Genomic DNA, 19,637 nt, shown 5'->3' with positions numbered 1-19,637 from the left:
TCACCGGTGGCTGAGGTGCTTCGGGCGGCGGAGTCCGGAAGCGCGTAGCCGGGCCGCGATCTCGCGGGACTCCACGAGGGTCGCGCCGAGCCAGATCGCCCAGGGCACCCGGGTCGCCGGGATGTCGTAGTGATCCCGGTCGAAGCCGCGCGGCGGTGCGCCGATCATCTCGGCGAAGACGTGGAGTTCGGCGTACGAGACGTCGCTGACCAGATGCGCCCACAGCCGCCCGTGGGCGGGCCACCGAGCCCGGTCGACGTAGATCACGCGCCCATTGTCCCCCGCCGAGCGGCCGTCCCCCGCCCGCGTCGGCTGCAGATCATCGTTACGCATGCTTCCGCCCGCACTTTTAGGGTGCATACCCGTGATCTGCAGGCAAGAAGGGGCGGCCGGAACCGAGGTTCCGGCCGCCCCCTGTGGTGCGGAGTGGGCTTACTTGATGAAGGTGTAGAGCACCGAGTGCGCCACGACGCTGCCGCCGCTGCTGATGTTCAGCAGTGCGGTGTGGTCACCGGCGGCGGCGCCCTTGTCGGCGTCGAAGGCGACCCGCACCGTGGTGCTCGCCCCGGCGGCCAGGGTCACCGACGAGGCGCTGACCGAGAACACCACCCCGGTGCCGCCCACCGGCGTCACCGCGAGGGTGAAGGTCTGGGCCGACCCGCTCAGGTTGGTGATCGTAACGGTCTTCGAACCGCCCTGGCCCGAGCCCGCCGGCACCGCGCCGAACGAGGTGCTGACCGGGCCGATCGCGGCGACGGCGTTGAGCGCCGAGACCACGTTCTCCCGGCCGGTTCCGGTGATGAGCAGGTCCTGCTCCAGCCCGGTCGCGGTGGCGTTGCGCAGCACGCCCTGGTCGGCCGTGTTCACGATGGCCGACCGGACCTGCTCGGCGGTCCAGTCCGGGTGAAGCTGGCGTACGACGGCCGCGGTCCCCGCGAGGTGCGGCGAGGCCATCGAGGTGCCCTGCAGGAAGGCGAAGCACGGCGGCGTAGAGCACAGGAAGTTGGGGATCGAGCTGAGCACGTTGACGCCCGGTGCCACGACGTCCGGCTTGACCCGGAAGTCGACGTCGGTCGGGCCCTGGCTGGAGAACCCGGCCATGATGTCGACGTTCTGCGTGGTGAAGTACTGCAGCGTGGAGCCGATCGTGACCGACTGTCCACTGTGCGCGGCGGCGGCGGTGCCGTCGGCCAGGCTCAGCTGCAGCGCCGGAACGGTGGGCTCGGTGGGGATGCCGCCCTTGCCCATGGCGATCGGGTCACCGCCGACGTTGTTGACGACCAGGACGGCCTTCGCGCCGGCGTTCTGCGCGGCGAGGATCTTCTCCGAGAAGCTGCACGTGCCGCGGGCGACCAGCGCCACCTTGCCGGTCAGATCGGCGGGGATCGCGGTGCAGGCGGTGCTGAGACCAGCTGCGCCGGAGCCGCTGACGGCGGCCAGGTCACCCGTGACGCTCTCGGTGAGCGCGCCGAAGTCGCCCAGCGCCGCGCCGTACGAGGAACCGCCGACGGTCACCGGAGCGCCCATGAAGTGCGGAACGGTGCTGGCGCCCGCGGTGAGCGCACGCTCCGCGCTACCGGGCGAGCCGACGGTGTAGTGCCCCGGGCCGTCGTTGCCGGCCGAGACGGCCACCACCATGTTGGCCTCGTCCAGGTTGTCCACCGCGATGGTGAGCAGATCCTGTACGCCGTGGGCATTGCCGCCCAGGCTCATGTTGGCCACGTCGAACCCGTCGGCGTACGCCGCGTCGAGCGCGTTGAGGATGTCCTCGCTGCGCGCGTTGTCGATGTCGCCGGGGAAGACGTTGTAGTTGCCGAGCAGCGCCCGCGGGGCGACGCCCGACATCTTGTAGGGCAGCGCCACTCCGGCGATGTTCGCCGGCGTCTCGAAGTTGCAGGCGATGGTGCCGGAAACGTGTGTGCCGTGCTCCTGGTCCGGACCCGGGTACGCGGTGAAGCCGTTGACGGCGGCCTTGTTCGCGAAGACCTTCGCCACGATCACCTTGTTGTTGGTGTACCGCTTGTCGCCGAGCTGGGTCTGGGCCGGGTAGCCGGCGTCGCTGAAGCACGGGTGCTTCACGTCGATGCCGCTGTCCACGACGGCGACCTTCACACCTTCACCGGCGTGGGCCGATCCGCCGACCTGCTGCCAGGCCTGCACCGCGTTGATCACGGCGAGGTCGGGGTCGGCCGCGGTCTGGTGGTACATGTACTGCGGTTGCGCCGACTGCACGAGCGGCGCGGTCGCGATCTTCGCCAGCGACTCGCCGTTGAGCTGCACCGCCACGGCGTTCAGCGAGATGTCGTACTCGCTGGTCACCTTGGCCTTGGGCGCGTTGGCCCGCAGCCAGGACTTGAAGTCGTTGCGCAGCGCCGAAAGGCGGGCGCGCTCGGACTTGACGGTGGCGTTGCTGAAGTCGATCTTCTTGCCCTTGACCGGTTTGGTCTTGGCGGCGGTGGTGAGGGGGTCACCGACGAGCTGGACGAGCGCTTCGCCGGTCACGACGTCGGCGTACGCCGTCCCACCGTCGGTCACGTTGGTGACGACGCGGGCAGGCGTCACACCCGCCTCTGCCGAGCCGGCAGTGAGGAAGGCGATCGTCGCCAACGCGGTCACCGCGCTGAAAGCGATCTTGGTTGGCCGAACCATGGGTTCTCCTTGGCGGCTGGACGTCGATCCGTCACCGGCGGAGGACCGTCAGGCGCGGATCGAGTCATGAGCTGAGCAGTGCCGATGTGGCACGAATCCCCGCACGTTAGCTTGGCTAAGGAGAACGCCGCAGTTAGTCGTTCGGCGCGCGACAAGATCGTCACGCGACACGGAGAACGACCTCCGAATAGGCCGAACGGCCGAGACCCGAAGGTCCCGGCCGTTCGTAGAGGACTATCAGAAGTCCATGTCACCGCCGCCCGGAGCAGCCGGCGCAGCGGCCTTCTCCGGCTTGTCGGCCACGACGGCCTCGGTGGTGAGGAAGAGGGCCGCGATCGACGCCGCGTTCTGCAGCGCGGACCGGGTCACCTTCGCCGGGTCGATGATGCCGGCCTTCAGCATGTCGACGTACTCGCCGGTGGCGGCGTTGAGGCCGTGACCCGTCTCCAGGTTGCGGACCTTCTCCGACACCACGCCGCCCTCGAGGCCGGCGTTGACGGCGATCTGCCGCAGCGGAGCGTCCAGCGCCACCTTGACGATGTTGGCGCCGGTCGCCTCGTCACCCGACAGGTCGAGCTTGTCGAAGGCGCTCTTGCCGGCCTGCACGAGGGCGACGCCACCGCCGGCGACGATGCCCTCCTCGACGGCCGCCTTCGCGTTGCGAACGGCGTCCTCGATGCGGTGCTTGCGCTCCTTGAGCTCGACCTCGGTGGCCGCGCCGACCTTGATGACGGCCACGCCGCCGGCCAGCTTCGCCAGGCGCTCCTGCAGCTTCTCGCGGTCGTAGTCGGAGTCCGACTTCTCGATCTCGGCGCGGATCTGGTTCACCCGGCCGTTGATCTGCTCGGTGTCACCGGCGCCCTCGACGATCGTGGTCTCGTCCTTGGTCACGACGACCTTGCGGGCACGGCCCAGCATGTCGAGACCGACGGAGTCCAGCTTGAGGCCGACCTCCTCGGAGATGACCTGGCCGCCGGTCAGGATCGCGATGTCCTGCAGCATGGCCTTGCGGCGGTCGCCGAAGCCCGGGGCCTTGACGGCGACGGACTTGAAGGTGCCGCGGATCTTGTTCACGATCAGCGTGGCCAGGGCCTCGCCCTCGACGTCCTCGGCGATGATCGCCAGCGGCTTGCCGGACTGCATGACCTTCTCGAGGATGGGCAGCATGTCCTTGACGTTGCTGATCTTGCTGTTCGCGATCAGGATGTAGGCGTCCTCGAGGACGGCCTCCATGCGCTCCGCGTCGGTCGCGAAGTACGCCGAGTTGAAGCCCTTGTCGAAGCGCATACCCTCGGTGAGCTCCAGCTCCAGCCCGAAGGTGTTGCTCTCCTCGACGGTGATGACGCCTTCCTTGCCGACCTTGTCCATCGCCTCGGCGATGATCTCGCCGACGGTCGTGTCCGCGGCGGAGATCGACGCGGTCGACGCGATCTGCTCCTTGGTCTCGACGTCCTTGGCGAGCTTGGCCAGCTCCTCGGCGACGGACGCGACGGCGGTCTCGATGCCCCGCTTGAGGGCCATCGGGTTCGCGCCGGCCGCGACGTTGCGCAGGCCCTCGCGGACCAGCGCCTGGGCCAGGACGGTCGCCGTCGTCGTGCCGTCACCGGCGACGTCGTCGGTCTTCTTCGCGACCTCCTTGACCAGCTCAGCGCCGATCTTCTCGTACGGGTCGTCGAGCTCGATCTCCTTGGCGATGCTCACACCATCGTTCGTGATGGTCGGAGCACCCCACTTCTTCTCCAGCACGACGTTGCGGCCCTTCGGGCCGAGCGTCACCTTCACGGCGTCGGCGAGGGTGTTCATGCCCCGCTCAAGGCCGCGGCGCGCCTCCTCGTCGAACGCGATCATCTTGGCCATAACGGCGATGTCCTCCTGGACAATCCCGGCACTCCGCGCCTTTTTCGGCACGAAACGCCGCCTGTCTGATACACCTTCGCCGGGCGGATAGCCCGCGACGACCGGTCACCGAACGCCCTCGCCAGGAGGACGGTCAGGCGACCCCACCGCTCCGACTCTTGGTTTCCATGGTGTTGGCACTCGTTCAAGCTGAGTGCCAACACCTTGTTTAGCACTCTCCCTAGCCGAGTGCAAGCGAGTCCGCTGAGAACGGCGGCCGGACCGGCGTCCCAGCAGCACCTCGGCCGCATCGGCGGCACTCTCGGCCAGCACAAGATCAGGGTTCTCGGTCGAATCTTGCCCCTTGATTCGACCGAGAACCCTGATCCAGCGGAAACGCGAGCGGAAACGCGAGCGGGAAGCGAGCGGGAAAGCGAGCGGGAAGCGAGCGGGGGTCAGTCGAGTTCGGCGGCGAGCGACCCCGCCGACACCGGCCCTTCGTGCCCGCGCTGTTCGGCGTACGTGAGGAGGATCCCAACGAACTGGATCATGGTGAACGGCAGGCTGATGACGGCTCCGACGCCCGCCACGACCGCCGAGCCGGCTATCGACATCCCCGTCTGCCCGGCGAGCTGCACCGTCCCGTCCGGGTCGGTGCTGAACGAGCCGGCCCCGCCGAAGACGAGGTTCAGCACGCTCTCCACTGTGCTCGTCACGAGCGAGCCACCGATGACGATCACGAGGATCATGGCCAGCCGCCCGAGCACCCGGCCTAGGTTGTTGTTGAAGATCGTGAAGGACCGGCCGATCGGCGTACGCCGTTCGAAGAGGTAGATCGGGCCGACCAGGGCGGTGGCGGCGTACACGTAGAACGCCGGCAGGATGCAGGCGATCGCCCCGGCGAGGACCAGCAGCGCGGTGACGAGGGTCCAGCCGAACAGGCCGAGGCAGCGGCGGAACCCGTACCGCAGCGCGTCGGCGACGGCGGTCGGGGCGCCGGCCGCGTCCCGGGTCACCACATAGGTGCCCGCCGCGTAGCCGGCCGCCTGCAGGACGGTGAAGAGCACGGCGGCGACCACGATGACGCCCATGAGTCCGAGGAACGGGCCGACCAACGTGTCGAATCGGGGGTCCTCACCGGACTCGGCGGCCTCGATCATCTGCTGCTGCCACGGCACCAGCACCAGTGCCGTGCCGATCGCGGTCGTGACCGCGATGCCGACTGCGGGCAGCAGATGCGTGACGGCGAAGATCGCCGCGATCGACTTCCAGGACCGTTGGAACACCGACGACATCCGGTTGAACCAGCCCCCGATGCCCGCGTACGGCGGGTTCACGAGGGGGTCGTAGGGATTCGGGTACTGTCCGCCGGGTGCGGCGAAGGCAGCAGGCGGCGGGAGGTAACCGGAGGGCGGCGGCTGCTCGGTCATCTGTCACTCCGTGAGGGGCACCGGGATCAGGGGCAGTGGCATGAGGGCAGTGGCATGAGGAAGGCGCCGGACTCGCGAGGGGGGATTGCCTCGCCAGCCGGCGCCGCCGGGGTGTGAAGCCTTGTTGTCAGGCGATGATCCGGACCTTCTCGGCCTGCGGACCCTTCTGGCCCTGCGCGATCTCGAACTCGACGCGCTGGCCGTCGTCGAGCGCCTTGTAGCCGTCCATCTCGATCGCCGAGAAGTGGACGAAGACGTCCTGACCCCCGTCGACGGCGATGAAGCCGTAGCCCTTCTCGCTGTTGAACCACTTGACGGTGCCCTGTGCCACTGTGACACTTCCTCACTTCGATGGTGCTGGGTCTGTCGTAGACCCCCGCCGGACGTTCGCCCGCCGGAGCGGTGACATCGAAGATCCATGCGGTTCGAGCGATGTCATCAGCCAGAACCGCACGATACTTGAGAGTGTGCGCTTGCGCACTACCCGAATTCGGACAGGTGACTGCCCTGCTCAGCGGCCCTGCGTCACCATCTCGCGGTGCCGCGGGTTGACCCGGTCGTGACGACCCGCTGGCACCCGGATCACGTTCAGGTCTCGGTTCTTCTGTGCGCGATCGGCCTCCTCGTGGCGGTCGCGATCGTCTCGCTGAGCGAGCCCCCGAGACCCGCGCATTCCACTGTCGCCGCCACCTCCGCGCCGCCGTCGCCCTCCGCGTCTCCCACGCTCGCCCCACTTGTACGCGTGACGTCGCCGGGCTTCTTCAGCTGGGCGCTCCTCGATCGGCGTACGCGGGAAGTGGTCGGCTCACCGAACCTGGCCGAGCCCAGCGACACGATGTCGATGGTGAAGGTGTGGCTGGCCGCGGACTACCTGACGCACACCGATCCCGATCCGGACGCGAAGACTCGGGCGTTGCTGCGCCGGATGATCGTCGACAGCGACAACGCGGCGGCGACCAAGGTCTTCGGGCTCAACGGCGGCATCGTGACGATCGAGCGGATGGTCTCGGTCTGCGGGCTCGTCGACAGCGCGCCCAACTACCGGGAGAACCGGTGGAGTCCCACGATCGTCTCCGCTCGCGACACCGTACGCCTCGGCGAGTGCATCGCCGAGGGGACGGCGGCCGGTCCTCGATGGACGGAGTGGCTGCTGGCCCAGATGAGAGAGGTACGCGGAGAGGGCGACTTCGGCGTACGCCTGGCGCTGCCGAAGGCGGACCGAGCCGCCGTGGCGATCAAGAACGGCTGGTTCATGCGGCCCGAGGACGATCTGTGGCACGTCGCCTGCCTGGCGATCGGCCCGACGTGGGTGGTCAGCGTCCTGCTGCGGTACCCGGAGCGGCTGGGGCTGGGGCACGGGAAGAAGGTCTGCCAGGAGGTCGGGTCGGACCTCCTGGCAGCGCAGGCACTGGGTTAGGCCGCCGGCACCGGGCGACGGGACTGCACGATGCGGAACCGGCCGGCCACGTACGCCCCGTCGGTGAGCGTGGCGTTGGCCGCCGCGTTGGCGCCGCTGGCGTGGAAGTCGGAGAAGGCGGCGGACTGGTTGACGAACACCCCGCCGGTCAGGTTCTCCGAGAGGTGTACGCCGACCTCCTGCGCGGCCCGCTCGACTTCGTCGAGCACCGCTTCGGAGGTGGAGTAGACGGCGGCCGTGATGGCGCCCTTCGCTCCCACCGTCTTCCGGAAGATCGCCAGCGACTCCTCCGTCGATTCGGTCGCGATGGCGAAGGCGACCGGCCCGAAGCACTCGGTCTCGTATCCCTCCTTGACCGCCACGATCATCGGTGTGCGCACCGTCGCCCCGGCGTACGCGGGATGGTCGAGCGGGCGGCTGTCGAGCACGACGTCGCCCAGCGCGCGGGCGGCGTCGATCCGCTCGAGGACGGCTTCGTTGACGACCGCGCCGGTCAGCTCGACGGCCTTGGCCGGGTCGGCGGTGATCGCCTCGACGGCGCCCTTGATCCCGTTGACCACCTCGTCGAACGACTTCGAGCCGGCCTCGGTCGCGATGCCGCCCGCCGGGATGAGCAGGTTCTGCGGGGTGGTGCACATCTGGCCGCTGTAGAGCGTGAGCGAGAAGGCCAGGTTCCGGCACATCCCCGCGAAGTCGTCCGTCGAGTCGACGATGACCGCGTTGACCCCGGCCTTCTCCGTGTAGACCTGGGCCTGCCGCGCGTTGGCCTCCAGCCACTCCCCGTACGCCGTCGAGCCGGTGAAGTCGATGATCTTGACGGCCGGGTCGAGCGCCAGTTCCGAGGTGATCGGAGCTTCCCGGGTGTCCACCGCGAGCTGCACGACGTCCTCGGGCAGGCCCGCCTCGGCCAGCACCTCCCGGGCGATCTGCACGGTGATCGCGAGCGGCAGCACCGCGCGCGGGTGCGGCTTGACGATCACCGGGTTGCCGGTGACCAGCGAGGCGAAGAAGCCCGGCCAGGAGTTCCAGGTGGGGAAGGTGTTGCAGCCGATGACCAGAGCGATCCCGCGTGGGACGACGTGGAAGGTCTTCGTGAAGGCCTCCCCCTTCTTTTCCCACGTGGCCGTCGGGGCCTGCCGCGTCATCTCGACATACGCGTACGCGATCGCCTCCAGCGCGCGGTCGAGGGCGTGCGGCCCACCGGCCTGGAACGCCATCACGAAGGGCTGCCCGGTCGTCGCGTGCACCGCGTTGGCCAGCTCGAACACCCGGCCCTTGAGCCGGTCGAGGATCTCCAGCCCGACCCCCGTACGCGTCGGCACGCCCGCCTCGCGCCAGGCCGGCAGGGCGGCGGACGCGTTCGCGATCAGTTCCGCGGCGGGCGTGGTCGCGTATCGGACGCCGAGCTCGATGCCGAACGGGGATTTCTCCGGCGCGATGCGCTCGCCGGAGCCGGGCAGCGGGAAGTCCTGACCGAGCAGGGCCTCGAACGCGGCCTTCCCGTCGGGCGCGGCGGCCTCGCCCCAGACCTTCGGGCTCGGCGACTCCGGGTACGCCGACCAGTACACGCGCTCGGCGATCGCCCGCTGTGCCCGGTCGAGCAGCTCTTCATGGGTGGCGAAGAAAGACATGCCTTCATCATGCCCGACGCGTGGTCACGGTCACACTTGAACGTGTTCAAGTCGCGGTGCTAACGTCACGGCATCAAGTTGAACGCGTTCAAAAAATGCGTTCAACCCACGTCGCTACCGACTGGAGTTGGGGCAATGGATCCCAAGCTCGGCCTCTACCTGGCCTACCTGGTAGTCACCGTCGCGCTGACCGTCTGGGTCGCCCGGACGCTGTTCCGCAACGGGCAGGTGTTCCTCAAGGACGCGCTCGCCGACGAAGAACTCGCCGCCAGCGTCAACAAACTGCTGGTCGTCGGCTTCTACCTGCTCAATCTCGGATACGTCGCGCTGGCGATGAAGACGACCGAGACCGTCACCGACGCCACCGGAGCCGTCGAGAACCTGGTCACCAAGCTCGGCATCGTGATGCTCGCGCTCGGCGCGATCCACTTCTTCAACATCTTCGTCCTGACCCGGTTCCGCAAGCGGATCCAGAAGCAGAACCTGGCCCAGCTCGTGCCGCCGCACCTCCCGCCGGGACGGCCGCAGCACCCCGCCGCCACCGCGGCGTACCAGCCGCCGCAGCAAGGGCCCCGGCCGCCGGTTCAGCCTCAGATCCAGCTGCAACCGCCGCTGTGACTCACGCGTGACTTACTCGCAACGGGGGCAGTCGGAGCGTGGCGCGAGCCACGCTCCGACTGGTTATACCGTGAAAGACGTGACCAAGCCCAGTTCCGGAGCCGCGCCCGGCAAGGGTGAACAGACCCGCCGGCTGATCGTCGAGACCGCGATCCGGCTGTTCGCCGAGAACGGGTACGAGAAGACGACCATGCGGGCGATCGCCTCGGCCGCAGGGCTGTCGGTCGGCAACGCGTACTACTACTTCAGCAGCAAGGAAGCCCTCGTCCAGGAGTTCTACCTCGAACTCCAGCGTGAGCACTCCGCCGCCGTCGAGCCGCTGCTGTCGACCGGCGGCGCCTTCGGCGACCAGCTGCTGGGCGTACTGGAGTCGGGGATGCGCGTCTGGGGTCCGCACCACCGGTTCGCCGGGAAGTTCATCGGGCTCGCCGCCGTGCCGGGCTCCCCGGTCAGCCCGTTCAGCGCGGAGTCCGAGGAGTCCCGGAAGATCTCCCTGGACATCTTTCAGCGGCTCGTCGACGGCACCACCACCAAGATGGATCCGGCCCTCCGGGCCGAGCTGCCCGACCTGCTCTGGCTGCTGCAACTCGGCGTGGTCGTCTACTGGGTCCACGACGAGTCGCCGGGCCAGACGAAAACTCACAAGATCATCCAGCGCGGCGTCCCCTATCTGGAACACCTCGTGGGCCTGTCCCGGCTGAAGGTCTTCCGCCCGGTGACCGTCCAAGGCCTCGCCCTGCTCCGCATGCTCCGCTGAGGACAACGCGGGTGATGCGTTTGAGGGCTAGTGGATCTCCATCCACCCCCACAACGCATCACCCGCGGACTGAGCCGCCGACCCGGCGAACCTAGCCTCCCGCCGAGGTGCTCGGTCCGATCCTTCTCGCCGCGCTGCTCGCGGGCATCACCGCGACCGCGTACTCGGCCTTCCCCTGGACACGCTGGGGCCGGAGCAGCATGACGCTCGCCGTAGGTCTGCTCAGCATCGGCCCGTTCCTTGTGCTCAGCTGTTGGGTGGTCGACGACGGGTTACCCACCCGCGGGGAGACGGCGACGCTCTACCTGCCAGCGGCCTTCCCGCTCATCGGGCTCGGGCAGGGAATCGACCGGCTGCTCGGCCGCAGGCGACCGCGACTCGCTCCAGCGTTCGAAACGCGTTCGGCTGAGCTGAGCCAGGGCGCGGGGGCGGTCAGGGAGCCGGTGTGCAGGACGGCGCGGTGAACCCCGCCGCCGTGGTCACGAAGGCGTGGGACACGTACTTCCCGGGCGCCACCCGATCCCACAGATCCGTGGCACCGGCGTCCCCGGTGATGTGCTCTCCGCGTATCTGACAGGAGATGGGGAGCTGCGCGGCACCGGCGGCGAACCCCACCACCGCGCCCGCGCGCGAAGGCTTGTCGCGGACCAGCAGGGGTGAGCCGTCGGTGGCGACCGAGCCGCGCGGACCGGGGGCCGTCCACAGGAAGGCCACGCGGACCCAGGCGTTGTCCCGCAGCAGAAGGCCGTCGCGGAAGGCGCGGTCCGCGAGGTCGATGCCCGCGGGATTGCTGACGGTACGCCCGAACTCGTCGCGCCCACGGTTGTAGCCGTCCACGTACGCCGCCTCCGCCGCAGGCTTGCCCCGCGGGAGGTCCCGCCACATCTGGCGGTTCGCGTTCCAGTAGTCGTCCTTGGTGTTCCACGGGCCGACGTCCCAGACCGGGACGAAGACGCAGCGAGCCGTAGTGCAGACGCGGACGGTGCGGTTGCCCTGGTCACGGCCGGCCAGGCCGAGCCGGGACGGCAGCGCCGCGAACAGGTCCTCGCTCGCGATGCGGTGGCCGTTCGCGGTCACCTCGCCGATCAGGCCCTCGCGGGTCGCGTAGACCCGAGTCTCGAACGGATCGTCCGCCCGCGCCACCCCCGGCAGCGCCACGACGAACGCCACGACCAGCATGACCCCCCGCTTGATCATGGCCTCATGATGCCGGGTACGCCCAGCTCAGGGCGTACCCGACACGCGTCGCGACTCAGAAGTCCTTACGCCAGTTCTGGAAGGCGTACTGCGGGCGGAAGCCCATCTGCTCGTTGATCGAGATCATGTAGCTGTTCTCGGCCGCGTTGAAGGTGTCGATCCGGGTGACCTTCGGGTTCTCCTCGCGGTACCACCGCAGGTTCTCGACCTTGACGAGGGCGCCGAGACGGTGACCCCGGTGATCGGGATCGACGATGGTGATCTGCTGCCAGCCGTGCCACTCACACTGGTCGTCGGCGTTGATCGTCGTCCAGGCGACGACTCGGCCGGTCTCCTCGTGCACCATCGCGGTGTGGAAGCTGGTCCGGCCACGGGCGATGATGGCCTCCTCGGTCCGGCGAATGCGCTCGGCGTCGACGTTCATCGGCTCCCAGCCGGTGTCGCCCATCGGGGCGTCGGCGAGCAGGCGCCCATCCAGGTACGCGATGTCGTGGACGATGTCGTCGGGAGTGGGGTCGTTCCACCGGATCAGGCGATAGCCGTCGGCCTTCGCCCGGGCATGGGCGAGCATCTCGTCGAGGGCGGACTCGTCGACGGTCGAGAGGTCGAGGACCCGGTTGACCTCGGGCAACGCGTCGCGATAGCCCATGGCTCGAGCGAACGCCGGGCCGTCTTCATCGGGGGCGACGAGGTTCAGCTCGGGCAGCGTCCACGCGGAGTGGCTGTTGACCGTCTTCTTTCCGAGATCGCGCGCCCGCTCCTCGCCGAAGGCGAGCAGCTCACGGCCGAAGCCGCGCCGCCGGTGCGCCGGGGAGACGCCGATCTCGACGTTCGCCTTGTCGAGGTTGTCCTCGGTGTAGTGCTCGACGTTGAGGAAGCCGACGACCTCGCCGGCGGCCAGCGCGACGTAAGTCTCCTGGACGGTGCCCGGCCAGGGATGGTCGAACATTCGCTCGAGATTCCGGCGCGTCGGTGGCGGAAACGCGGGCGTTTCGTGTTTATGGAGGACCGTCGCGGCCACAAGGTATTGATCAAGCGAACTGGGATCGCTGGGGTTCACGGGGGTGATCTGCAGACTCATGCCCTCAGCGTGGCCCACTGCGGGCGTACCCGCACCCGGTTTTCCCGGGCTCCCCGCGCGGCCCGCCCCGCGCGGGTCCCCCGCTCGGCTCCCCCCGCGGCTCCCGCCGCTCGGCTCCCGTACGCGCTGGATCAGGGTTCCGGGTCGAATCTTGGCTCAAGATTCGACCGAGAACCCTGATCCAGCGCCCAAAGGGGCGGCGCCCAAAGGAGGCAGCGCCCAAAGGGGGCAGCGCTCAAAGGGGGCAGCGCCCAAGGGGGCAGCGCTCAAAGGGGGCAGCGTTAGAGGAGGCCGGCCTCTTTGGCGGCCTTGAGCGACGGCTTCACCCGGTAGGTCGGCCCGACCTGCTCGGCGACGGCGTCGATGGTCTTCAGGCCCTCGCCGGTGTTGAAGACCACCGTCTCCTTGGTGGGGTCGAGGCGACCGCTCTTGACGAGCTTGACGAGGCAGGCCGTGGTCACGCCGCCGGCCGTCTCGGCGAACACGCCGGTCGTCCGGGCCAGCAGCCGGATGCCGTCGCGGATCTCGTCGTCGTCGGCGTACTCCATCCAGCCGCCCGTGCGGCGCACGGACTCCAAGGCGTACGGGCCGGCGGCCGGGTCGCCGATGTTGAGTGACTTGGCGATGCCGGTCGGCTTCTGGGGCTGGATCTCGTCGGTGTCGTTGTGAAGAGCCAGCGCGATCGGGTTGCAGCCGGCCGACTGCGCGCCGAAGACCGTCCAGCCCTCGGCGGGCGCTTCGACGAGGCCGATCTCGACCAGCTCCTCGAACGCCTTGTCGATCTTGGTCAGCAGCTCGCCTGAGGCCATGGGGATGACGACCTGCGCCGGGATCCGCCAGCCGAGCTGCTCGGCGACCTCATAGCCCAGGGTCTTCGAACCCTCCGCGTAGAACGGGCGGACGTTGACGTTGACGAACGCGGTGTCCTCAAACTCGTCGGTCTCGACCAGCTCCGAGCACAGCCGGTTGACGTCGTCGTAGGAACCCTCGATGGCGACCAGGTCACCGCCGTAGACGGCGGTTGTCACGATCTTGCCGGGCTCCAGGTCGTACGGCACGAACACCACCGACGGGACACCGGCGCGAGCGGCGTGCGCGGCGACCGAGTTCGCGAGGTTGCCGGTCGACGCGCAGGCGTACCGCTGGAAGCCCAGGGCTTTCGCCGCGCTGAGCGCGACCGAGACGACGCGGTCCTTGAACGAATGGGTGGGGTTGGCCGAGTCGTCCTTGATCCACAGGCCGCCGGTGATCCCCAGCTCCGCGGCCAGCAGGTCCGCGCGCACGAGCGGCGTGAGCCCGGGGTTCAAGGTCACCCGCGCGGCCTCGTCCTGGCCCGCGGGCAGCAGGCCGGCGTAGCGCCAGATGTTGTTCGGGCCCGCCTCGATCTGCTCGCGGGTCACCTGCTTCAAGGCTTCGATGTCGTACGCGACTTCGAGGGGTCCGAAGCATTCGAAACACGCGTGCTGAGCCGCGAGGGGGAAAGTCGCACCGCAAGCGCGACAGACGAGGTTGCGGGCGGGTGAAGCCGTGCCAAGCACAGTCATGAGGATCTTTCCTCTCATCTTCCCGGGTTGATTCCGGACGGAGTTGGCACCTACCGCCGCAGCTCAAGGCTGGGTCAGGGGTTGCCGGAGCTTCATCGGGCCGTGTCCCTCTGCTCCTCTGGATGAGGTATTCGGTTGTGCTGCCAGTTAAGCAGAACCATGATCCGTGCGGCGACCAGGTTCCACGCCCTGAGATGTGACTCTCACCATCCGTGTCACTAGACGATCATGAGGTGACGTCCTTGCGGAGGAAGCGGACCCACGCGGCGATCCAGAAGATCGCGGCGTACGCCAAGGCCGAGATCGCGCCCTTGACCGCGTCGTCCACCTGCACCGGCGTCGTCAGCAGGCCCAGGTACGCCTGGCTGTAGTGGGTCGGCAGCAGGTTCCGGAGGCCGCCGAGCGCGGTGATCTGGTTGAGGATGCTGGACACGATGTAGAGCAGCACCGCCCCGCCCACCGCGCCGAGCGGGGCATCGGTCAGCGTCGACAGCAGGAACGCCAGCCCGGCCACGACCAGCAGCGAGAGCCCGAGATAGCCGGTGACGGCGAGCAGCCGGACGAGACCTTCGCCGGCCGGGATGTCGGCGGCGAGTCCGGAGCGCAGCGGATGCCAGCCGTAGCGGAGGGTGCCGACGGCGAGCGCCGTGGCCAGCAGGGTCAGCATGGCGAGCGCGCAGTAGCCGAGGGCGACGGTCAGTTTGACGCCGAGCAGCCGGGCCCGGGGCACGGGGATCGCCAGCAGGTAGCGCAGACTTCCCCAGCTCGCCTCGCTCGCGACGGTGTCGCCGCAGAACAGGGCGACCACCACCACCAGCAGGAAGCCCGAGCTGACGAACAGGGTGAAGAGCGCGAAGTTCAGTCCACCGGCGGTGGCGACGTCGACGAGCGCCGAGAACTGGCCACGGCCGCCGCCGCCCTCGTCGGAGGAGTCGGAGCCGAACTCGAACGCGATCAGCAGGATCAGCGGGAGCAGGACCATGAAGCCGAGCGCCAACTGCGTACGCCGGCGGCGCCATTGCCGGCCCCACTCGGAGCCGACGGTCAGCGTCCGGTGCGCGTTGTAGCCTTCGGCCGCGCCTTGCAGGGTGAGCGTGCTCATCGGTCTCCACTTCCTGCCGTCGAGTCGCCGACGAGGGCGAGGAACGCGTCTTCGAGCCGCCGTCGCGGAGTCACCCGGTCGACGCCGACCCCGGCTCGGACCAGGGCGGCGACCGCCTCCGTGCGGGGCACCCCGCCCAGGTCGGCGACCAGCGTGCGCTCGCCGTCGACGGCGTACCCGGCAATGCCGTCCACCCGGTCCAGCACCTTCTGGGCCAGGTCGAGGTCGGTCACCTCGAACTGCGTCGTCGGAGTGTCGCCGACGATCTCGTCGACCCGGCCCGAGGCCACCACCCGGCCCTTGTGGACGACGACGGCGTGGGTGCAGGTTTGCTCGACCTCGGCCAGCAGGTGGCTGGAGACGAGGACCGCCCGACCGTCCACCGCGTACCGCTGGAGGACCCGGCGCATCTCGGCGATCTGTGGCGGGTCGAGCCCGTCCGTCGGCTCGTCGAGCACCAGGAGTTCGGGCAGGCCGAGCATGGCCTGGGCGACGGCCAGCCGCTGCCGCATGCCGTGTGAGTAGGTCTTGACCCGGCGGTGGATCGCGTCGCCGAGCCCGGCGATCGCCAGCGCCTCGGTGAACCGGGCGTCCTCCCACGGCCGGCCGGTGGCCCGCCAGTACGCCCGCAGGTTCTGCTCACCGGTGAGGTGCGGCAGGAAACCGGGCCCTTCGACGAGCGCCCCGATGCGGGAGAGCACCGGCGCGCCCGGGGCCAGCCGGTGCCCGAAGATCAGCACGTCGCCGGCGGTCGCCTGGGTCAGCCCCATGAGCACCCGGAGGCTGGTCGTCTTGCCGGCCCCGTTCGGGCCGAGGAGGCCGACGACCTGACCCCGTTCGACGGTGAAGCTGATCTCGTCGACCGCCACGAACTTCCCGTACGTCTTGCGCAGTCCCTTGACCGACAGCGGCGTGTCGGCGTACTCGCTGGTGATCGTCTGTTCCTTGCGCCGACCGCGGACGCGGGCGATGACGACGGCCGCGACCACCCCGATGACCAGGGCGGCGACCAGGCCGACGAGCACCCACACCCACAGCGCCTCGGAGGTCTGGATCGGCGTGCCGTCGACGGTGGGCAGCGCGAGCTGGGCCGCGGCAAGGTCCACCGAGTAGGTGACCGGGTCGACCGGGCCCAGGTATGCCTGGTCGGCGGTGGCGACGACGAGACGCAGCCGGTTGCCGTCCTCGACCCGGTGCACGACGCCGGGGAGGGTGACCTCGACCGGTTGCGCCTCCGCGAGGGTCTTCGGCAGGCCGGTGAGCCGTAATGGCGTGAGCAGCCCGTTGTCCAGGGTCGCCGTGCCGTCGGGGGCGACGTCGTAGAGCTTGACGAAGACCGTCGCCTCGCCGGTCGGCGAGGCCACCTTGATCCCGACCTTCGGCGAGCCGACGATCGTCAGCCCGCCAGTGATCGGCTGGGTCTCGAACCGGGCGTGCTGGCCGGGCACATCGGTGGAGAGGCTGCTCAACAGCGACGCCGCCGCCCCGGCACCGGGCAGCGAGGAGATTGCGGCGGGCGACCCGTTGGGCGGGCTGGCGATCTCCTGCGCCCGGCCGCTCAGCTCGACGGTGGTCGTCGCGTCGCCCCCCATCCCCGGGTACGCGTCCACGGAGTACCCGGTCGCGAGGCGTCCCCGCTCGACGGCGTCGAGGCCGGTGACCCGGGAGTAGGTGAAGCTCGTCGACGGGGCGTCGCCCTCGCCGCGGACGTAGTGATCGAGCCATTGCAGCATGAGGAACTTGACTCGGTCCTGATCGGACTGCGGTCCTTCGCCGCCGTCGTGCCCGCCGGTGTACCAGGCGACGCGGACGGGAGCGCCGGTGATGCCCCGGGCGTTGGCGTCGGCCTCCGACAACGGGAAGAGCGTGTCCGCCTCGCCTTGGACGAGCAACGTCGGCGCCTTGATCCGGTTCAGCACACCGGCCGGGCTGCGGTCGCCGAGCAGCGCTTTCGTCTGGTCGTCGAGGACGCCGGTCGTCGCGATCTTGAGGTACGCCGCGCACACGTCGGCGGCCCACCGCCCACACGCGGGATCGCCCGCCCCGGCGCCCAGAGTCGGCGCGCCCATCGCGGAAGTGCCCGTCGCGGCAGCGCCGCCGGCGAAGAAGACGCCCGCCCAGGCCTGCTTGAACACGCCGTTCGGCACGAGCGCCGTGTTCAGGTCGTTCCAGGTGATCATCGGCACGATCGCGTCCACCCGCTGGTCGTACGCCGCCAGCAGCAACGCCAGCCCGCCGCCGTAGGAGCCGCCGACCACGCCGACCTTCGGGTCACCGGCGGCGTCCAGTTCGATGTCCGTACGCGCGGCCAGCCAGTCCAGCAGCAACTGCGCGTCCTTGACCTCGTACTGCGGGGCGTCCAGGTGAATGTGCCCGGTGCTGCGCCCGAACCCGCGCGCGGAATAGGTGAGGACGGCGTATCCCCGATCGGCGAGATCCTTGGCGTCCTGCGCGACCGACTGCTTCGTCCCCCCGAACCCGTGCGCCAGCAACACGGCTGGATGCTTGCTCTTGCCGTCGCCCGGGAGGTACAAGGTCGTGTCCAGGACCGCGGGATCGTCGCCCTGCGCGCCCGGCACCATCGCGTCCACCGTCTGGTACGCCGCCTGAGCGGGCTGGGCCGCGATCGCGACCGCCGCGACGGCGAGGCCGACCGCGGCAACGACGCCGACAAGGCGCCGGGAGATGCTGCGCATGAGGCCAACCGTAAGGGTGGCTCCGCGCACCGGCATCGGGGTTCCCCCCGATGCCCGTGCCGCGCCGCTCCGACGTTCGGCGCTGGATCAGGGTTCCGGGTCGAATCTTGGGCCAAGATTCGACCGAGAACCCTGATCCAGCGCACAAAGCGCGGGCGTAGCGAGGCGCGTCAGGCGGCGACGACATCCGCGGCGGGAGCCTCGGCGGAGGCGGGAGAAGGAGCGGCAGCGGGGGTGTGCGCCCGAGCCCGCCGGGGCAGGAGGAAGCCGAGGACGAAGGCCAGTCCGATCAGGCCCAAGGTGATCAGGACGACCAGCTTCGTCGCGGTCACGAAGGCGGCCGGGTCGAAGCGCGTACCGATGGTGCCGAAGAAGACGGTGCCCAGCACGGCCACGCCCAGGGAGGCGCCCAGCTGCTGGAGCGATTCCAGCATCCCGGCGGCCGAGCCGACCTCGTGGTCGGCGATCTGCCCCATGATGATGTCGAACAGCGGCACGAAGATCATGCCCATGCCGATGCCGTAGACGAGCAGCGGCCAGGCCAGGTCGCCGCCGTCGACGCCCACGCCCGCCTGCGCGAAGACGGCGTACACCCAGGTCAGCCCGGCCGCGATGAGCGCCAGTCCGAGGTGCAGCACGCGCCGGCCCAGCTTGGCCATCGTGCCGGCGGCGAAGCCGGTGCCGAGGAACGCGCCGACCGCCCAGGTGGCCATGGTGAGGCTGGCCTTGACCGGGCTGTAGCCCAGTCCGAGCTGCAGGAACATCGCGATCGCGAGGGACAGCCCGACGACCGCGCCGAAGAAGACGATCACGAAGAGGACGCCGGTCGAGTAGGACCGCTTGGCGAAGACGCTCAGCTCGACGAGCGGGGTGCGGCCGGCCCGCTTGCGGCGTACCTGGCTCGCGACGAACACGCCCAGCACGGCCACCGAGGCGGCCGGCAGGGCGAAGATCCACGCGGGCCAGTCCAGCTCCCGGCCCTGCACCAGCGGGTAGACCAGCATCAGCATCCCGGTCCCGGCCAGGACCGCGCCGCCCAGGTCCAAGCGGAGGGTACGCCCAGCGGGGCGGACACCCGGGGGAAGTGCTTTCGCCCCGGCCAGGAGGGCGAAGAGCCCGATCGGAAGGTTGATGGCGAAGACCGCGCGCCATCCGGTGCCGACCAGGTCGGCGTCGACGAGCAGGCCGGCCACGATCGGGCCGAGGATCGTCGACAGGCCGATGATGGGGCCGAACGCCCCGAACGCCTTGCCGATCTCGTGCGGCGGGAACAGGTCGCGGATGAGTCCGAAGCCCTGCGGGATCATGACCGCGCCGAACAACCCCTGGAGGACGCGCGCTCCGATCAGCGCCTCGGGCGACCAGGCGACCGCGCAGGCCAGGGAGGCGACGACGAAGCCGACGACGCCGATCATGAGCATTCGCCGGCGGCCGAACATGTCGCCGAGCCGCCCGCCGGTCAGCAGCCCGACGGCCAGCGCCAGGGTGTAGGACGCGGCGATCCACTGCAGACTCGCATACGAACCGCCGAGGTCGGCCCGGATGGCCGGGGCGGCCACCGTGACCACCGTCGAGTCGAGCAGGTTCATGATCGTCGCGGCGAGGACGGCGAAGAGACCGAGCCACTTGTGATTTCTCATGCTCAGGACTCTGCCAGCCGAATAGGAACACCTCGTTCC

Annotated in this window: 16 protein-coding genes and 1 riboswitch; of the genes, 4 read left to right on the top strand and 12 right to left on the bottom strand. The window is 69.5% G+C overall.

Annotated features, from left to right (window positions below):
- The 5 genes from AB0H43_RS30425 to AB0H43_RS30405 all read right to left on the bottom strand — a co-directional run bounded on the left by AB0H43_RS30425 (window position 1) and on the right by AB0H43_RS30405 (window position 6,246).
- Window positions 1–267 carry a DUF4031 domain-containing protein gene (locus tag AB0H43_RS30425; protein WP_360005307.1) on the bottom strand — a complete coding sequence of 89 codons (267 nt, stop codon included), beginning with the start codon at window positions 265–267 and terminating at the stop codon, window positions 1–3.
- A gap of 165 nt (window positions 268–432) precedes the next feature.
- Window positions 433–2,649, bottom strand: a complete 2,217-nt coding sequence (locus AB0H43_RS30420; protein WP_360004944.1) for a S8 family serine peptidase — start codon at window positions 2,647–2,649, stop codon at window positions 433–435.
- 237 nt (window positions 2,650–2,886) lie between these two features.
- Complete coding sequence (gene groL / locus AB0H43_RS30415; RefSeq protein WP_360004942.1) at window positions 2,887–4,506, bottom strand: chaperonin GroEL; 1,620 nt, start codon at window positions 4,504–4,506, stop codon at window positions 2,887–2,889.
- Between the two features lie 434 nt (window positions 4,507–4,940).
- Window positions 4,941–5,915 (bottom strand): hypothetical protein, encoded by a 975-nt coding sequence (locus AB0H43_RS30410; RefSeq protein ID WP_360004940.1) that lies wholly within the window; start codon window positions 5,913–5,915, stop codon window positions 4,941–4,943.
- A 127-nt stretch (window positions 5,916–6,042) separates the two neighbouring features.
- On the bottom strand, window positions 6,043–6,246 hold the full coding sequence (locus AB0H43_RS30405; protein WP_027342428.1) for a cold-shock protein: 204 nt from the start codon (window positions 6,244–6,246) through the stop codon (window positions 6,043–6,045).
- Window positions 6,247–6,453: 207 nt separating this feature from the next.
- On the opposite strand from AB0H43_RS30405, the gene AB0H43_RS30400 reads away from it, so the two are divergent.
- On the top strand, window positions 6,454–7,332 hold the full coding sequence (locus AB0H43_RS30400; RefSeq protein ID WP_360004938.1) for a serine hydrolase: 879 nt from the start codon (window positions 6,454–6,456) through the stop codon (window positions 7,330–7,332).
- Here the strand turns inward: AB0H43_RS30400 and paaN are convergent.
- Window positions 7,329–8,963 carry a phenylacetic acid degradation protein PaaN gene (paaN, locus tag AB0H43_RS30395; protein ID WP_360004936.1) on the bottom strand — a complete coding sequence of 545 codons (1,635 nt, stop codon included), beginning with the start codon at window positions 8,961–8,963 and terminating at the stop codon, window positions 7,329–7,331. The two genes, AB0H43_RS30400 and paaN, sit on opposite strands and share 4 nt — an antisense overlap.
- A gap of 135 nt (window positions 8,964–9,098) precedes the next feature.
- Here paaN and AB0H43_RS30390 point away from each other — a divergent pair, with 135 nt between their 5' ends.
- The 3 genes from AB0H43_RS30390 (at window position 9,099) to AB0H43_RS30380 (ending at window position 10,802) form a co-directional block, all read left to right on the top strand.
- Entirely contained in the window at window positions 9,099–9,581 is a 483-nt protein-coding gene (locus AB0H43_RS30390) for a hypothetical protein (protein ID WP_360004934.1), read from the top strand.
- Window positions 9,582–9,660: 79 nt separating this feature from the next.
- Entirely contained in the window at window positions 9,661–10,338 is a 678-nt protein-coding gene (locus AB0H43_RS30385; RefSeq protein WP_360004932.1) for a TetR/AcrR family transcriptional regulator, read from the top strand.
- 107 nt (window positions 10,339–10,445) lie between these two features.
- Window positions 10,446–10,802: a hypothetical protein gene (locus tag AB0H43_RS30380; protein ID WP_360004930.1), complete on the top strand. Its 357-nt coding sequence runs from the start codon at window positions 10,446–10,448 to the stop codon at window positions 10,800–10,802.
- Here AB0H43_RS30380 and AB0H43_RS30375 read toward each other — a convergent pair.
- The 6 genes from AB0H43_RS30375 to AB0H43_RS30350 all read right to left on the bottom strand — a co-directional run bounded on the left by AB0H43_RS30375 (window position 10,771) and on the right by AB0H43_RS30350 (window position 19,598).
- Window positions 10,771–11,535 carry a hypothetical protein gene (locus AB0H43_RS30375; protein WP_360004928.1) on the bottom strand — a complete coding sequence of 255 codons (765 nt, stop codon included), beginning with the start codon at window positions 11,533–11,535 and terminating at the stop codon, window positions 10,771–10,773. The genes AB0H43_RS30380 and AB0H43_RS30375 overlap by 32 nt on opposite strands.
- 55 nt (window positions 11,536–11,590) lie before the next feature.
- Complete coding sequence (locus AB0H43_RS30370; RefSeq protein WP_360004926.1) at window positions 11,591–12,616, bottom strand: GNAT family N-acetyltransferase; 1,026 nt, start codon at window positions 12,614–12,616, stop codon at window positions 11,591–11,593.
- Between the two features lie 281 nt (window positions 12,617–12,897).
- Window positions 12,898–14,178, bottom strand: a complete 1,281-nt coding sequence (gene thrC, locus AB0H43_RS30365; RefSeq protein WP_360004924.1) for a threonine synthase — start codon at window positions 14,176–14,178, stop codon at window positions 12,898–12,900.
- Window positions 14,172–14,289: riboswitch (SAM riboswitch) on the bottom strand. (Overlaps the previous gene by 7 nt.)
- A gap of 97 nt (window positions 14,290–14,386) precedes the next feature.
- Window positions 14,387–15,262, bottom strand: coding sequence for an ABC transporter permease subunit (locus AB0H43_RS30360; RefSeq protein WP_360004922.1), 876 nt, complete (start codon window positions 15,260–15,262; stop codon window positions 14,387–14,389).
- Window positions 15,259–17,958 (bottom strand): alpha/beta fold hydrolase, encoded by a 2,700-nt coding sequence (locus AB0H43_RS30355; protein ID WP_360004920.1) that lies wholly within the window; start codon window positions 17,956–17,958, stop codon window positions 15,259–15,261. The genes AB0H43_RS30360 and AB0H43_RS30355 overlap by 4 nt, the downstream gene beginning before the upstream one ends.
- Window positions 17,959–18,128: 170 nt before the next feature.
- Window positions 18,129–19,598, bottom strand: coding sequence for an MFS transporter (locus AB0H43_RS30350; protein ID WP_360004918.1), 1,470 nt, complete (start codon window positions 19,596–19,598; stop codon window positions 18,129–18,131).
- Window positions 19,599–19,637: the final 39 nt, after the last annotated feature.

This window comes from Hamadaea sp. NPDC050747 (genome assembly GCF_040654195.1).
Lineage (GTDB): Bacteria > Actinomycetota > Actinomycetes > Mycobacteriales > Micromonosporaceae > Hamadaea.
This window is presented reverse-complemented; position numbering and strand designations above follow the sequence as displayed.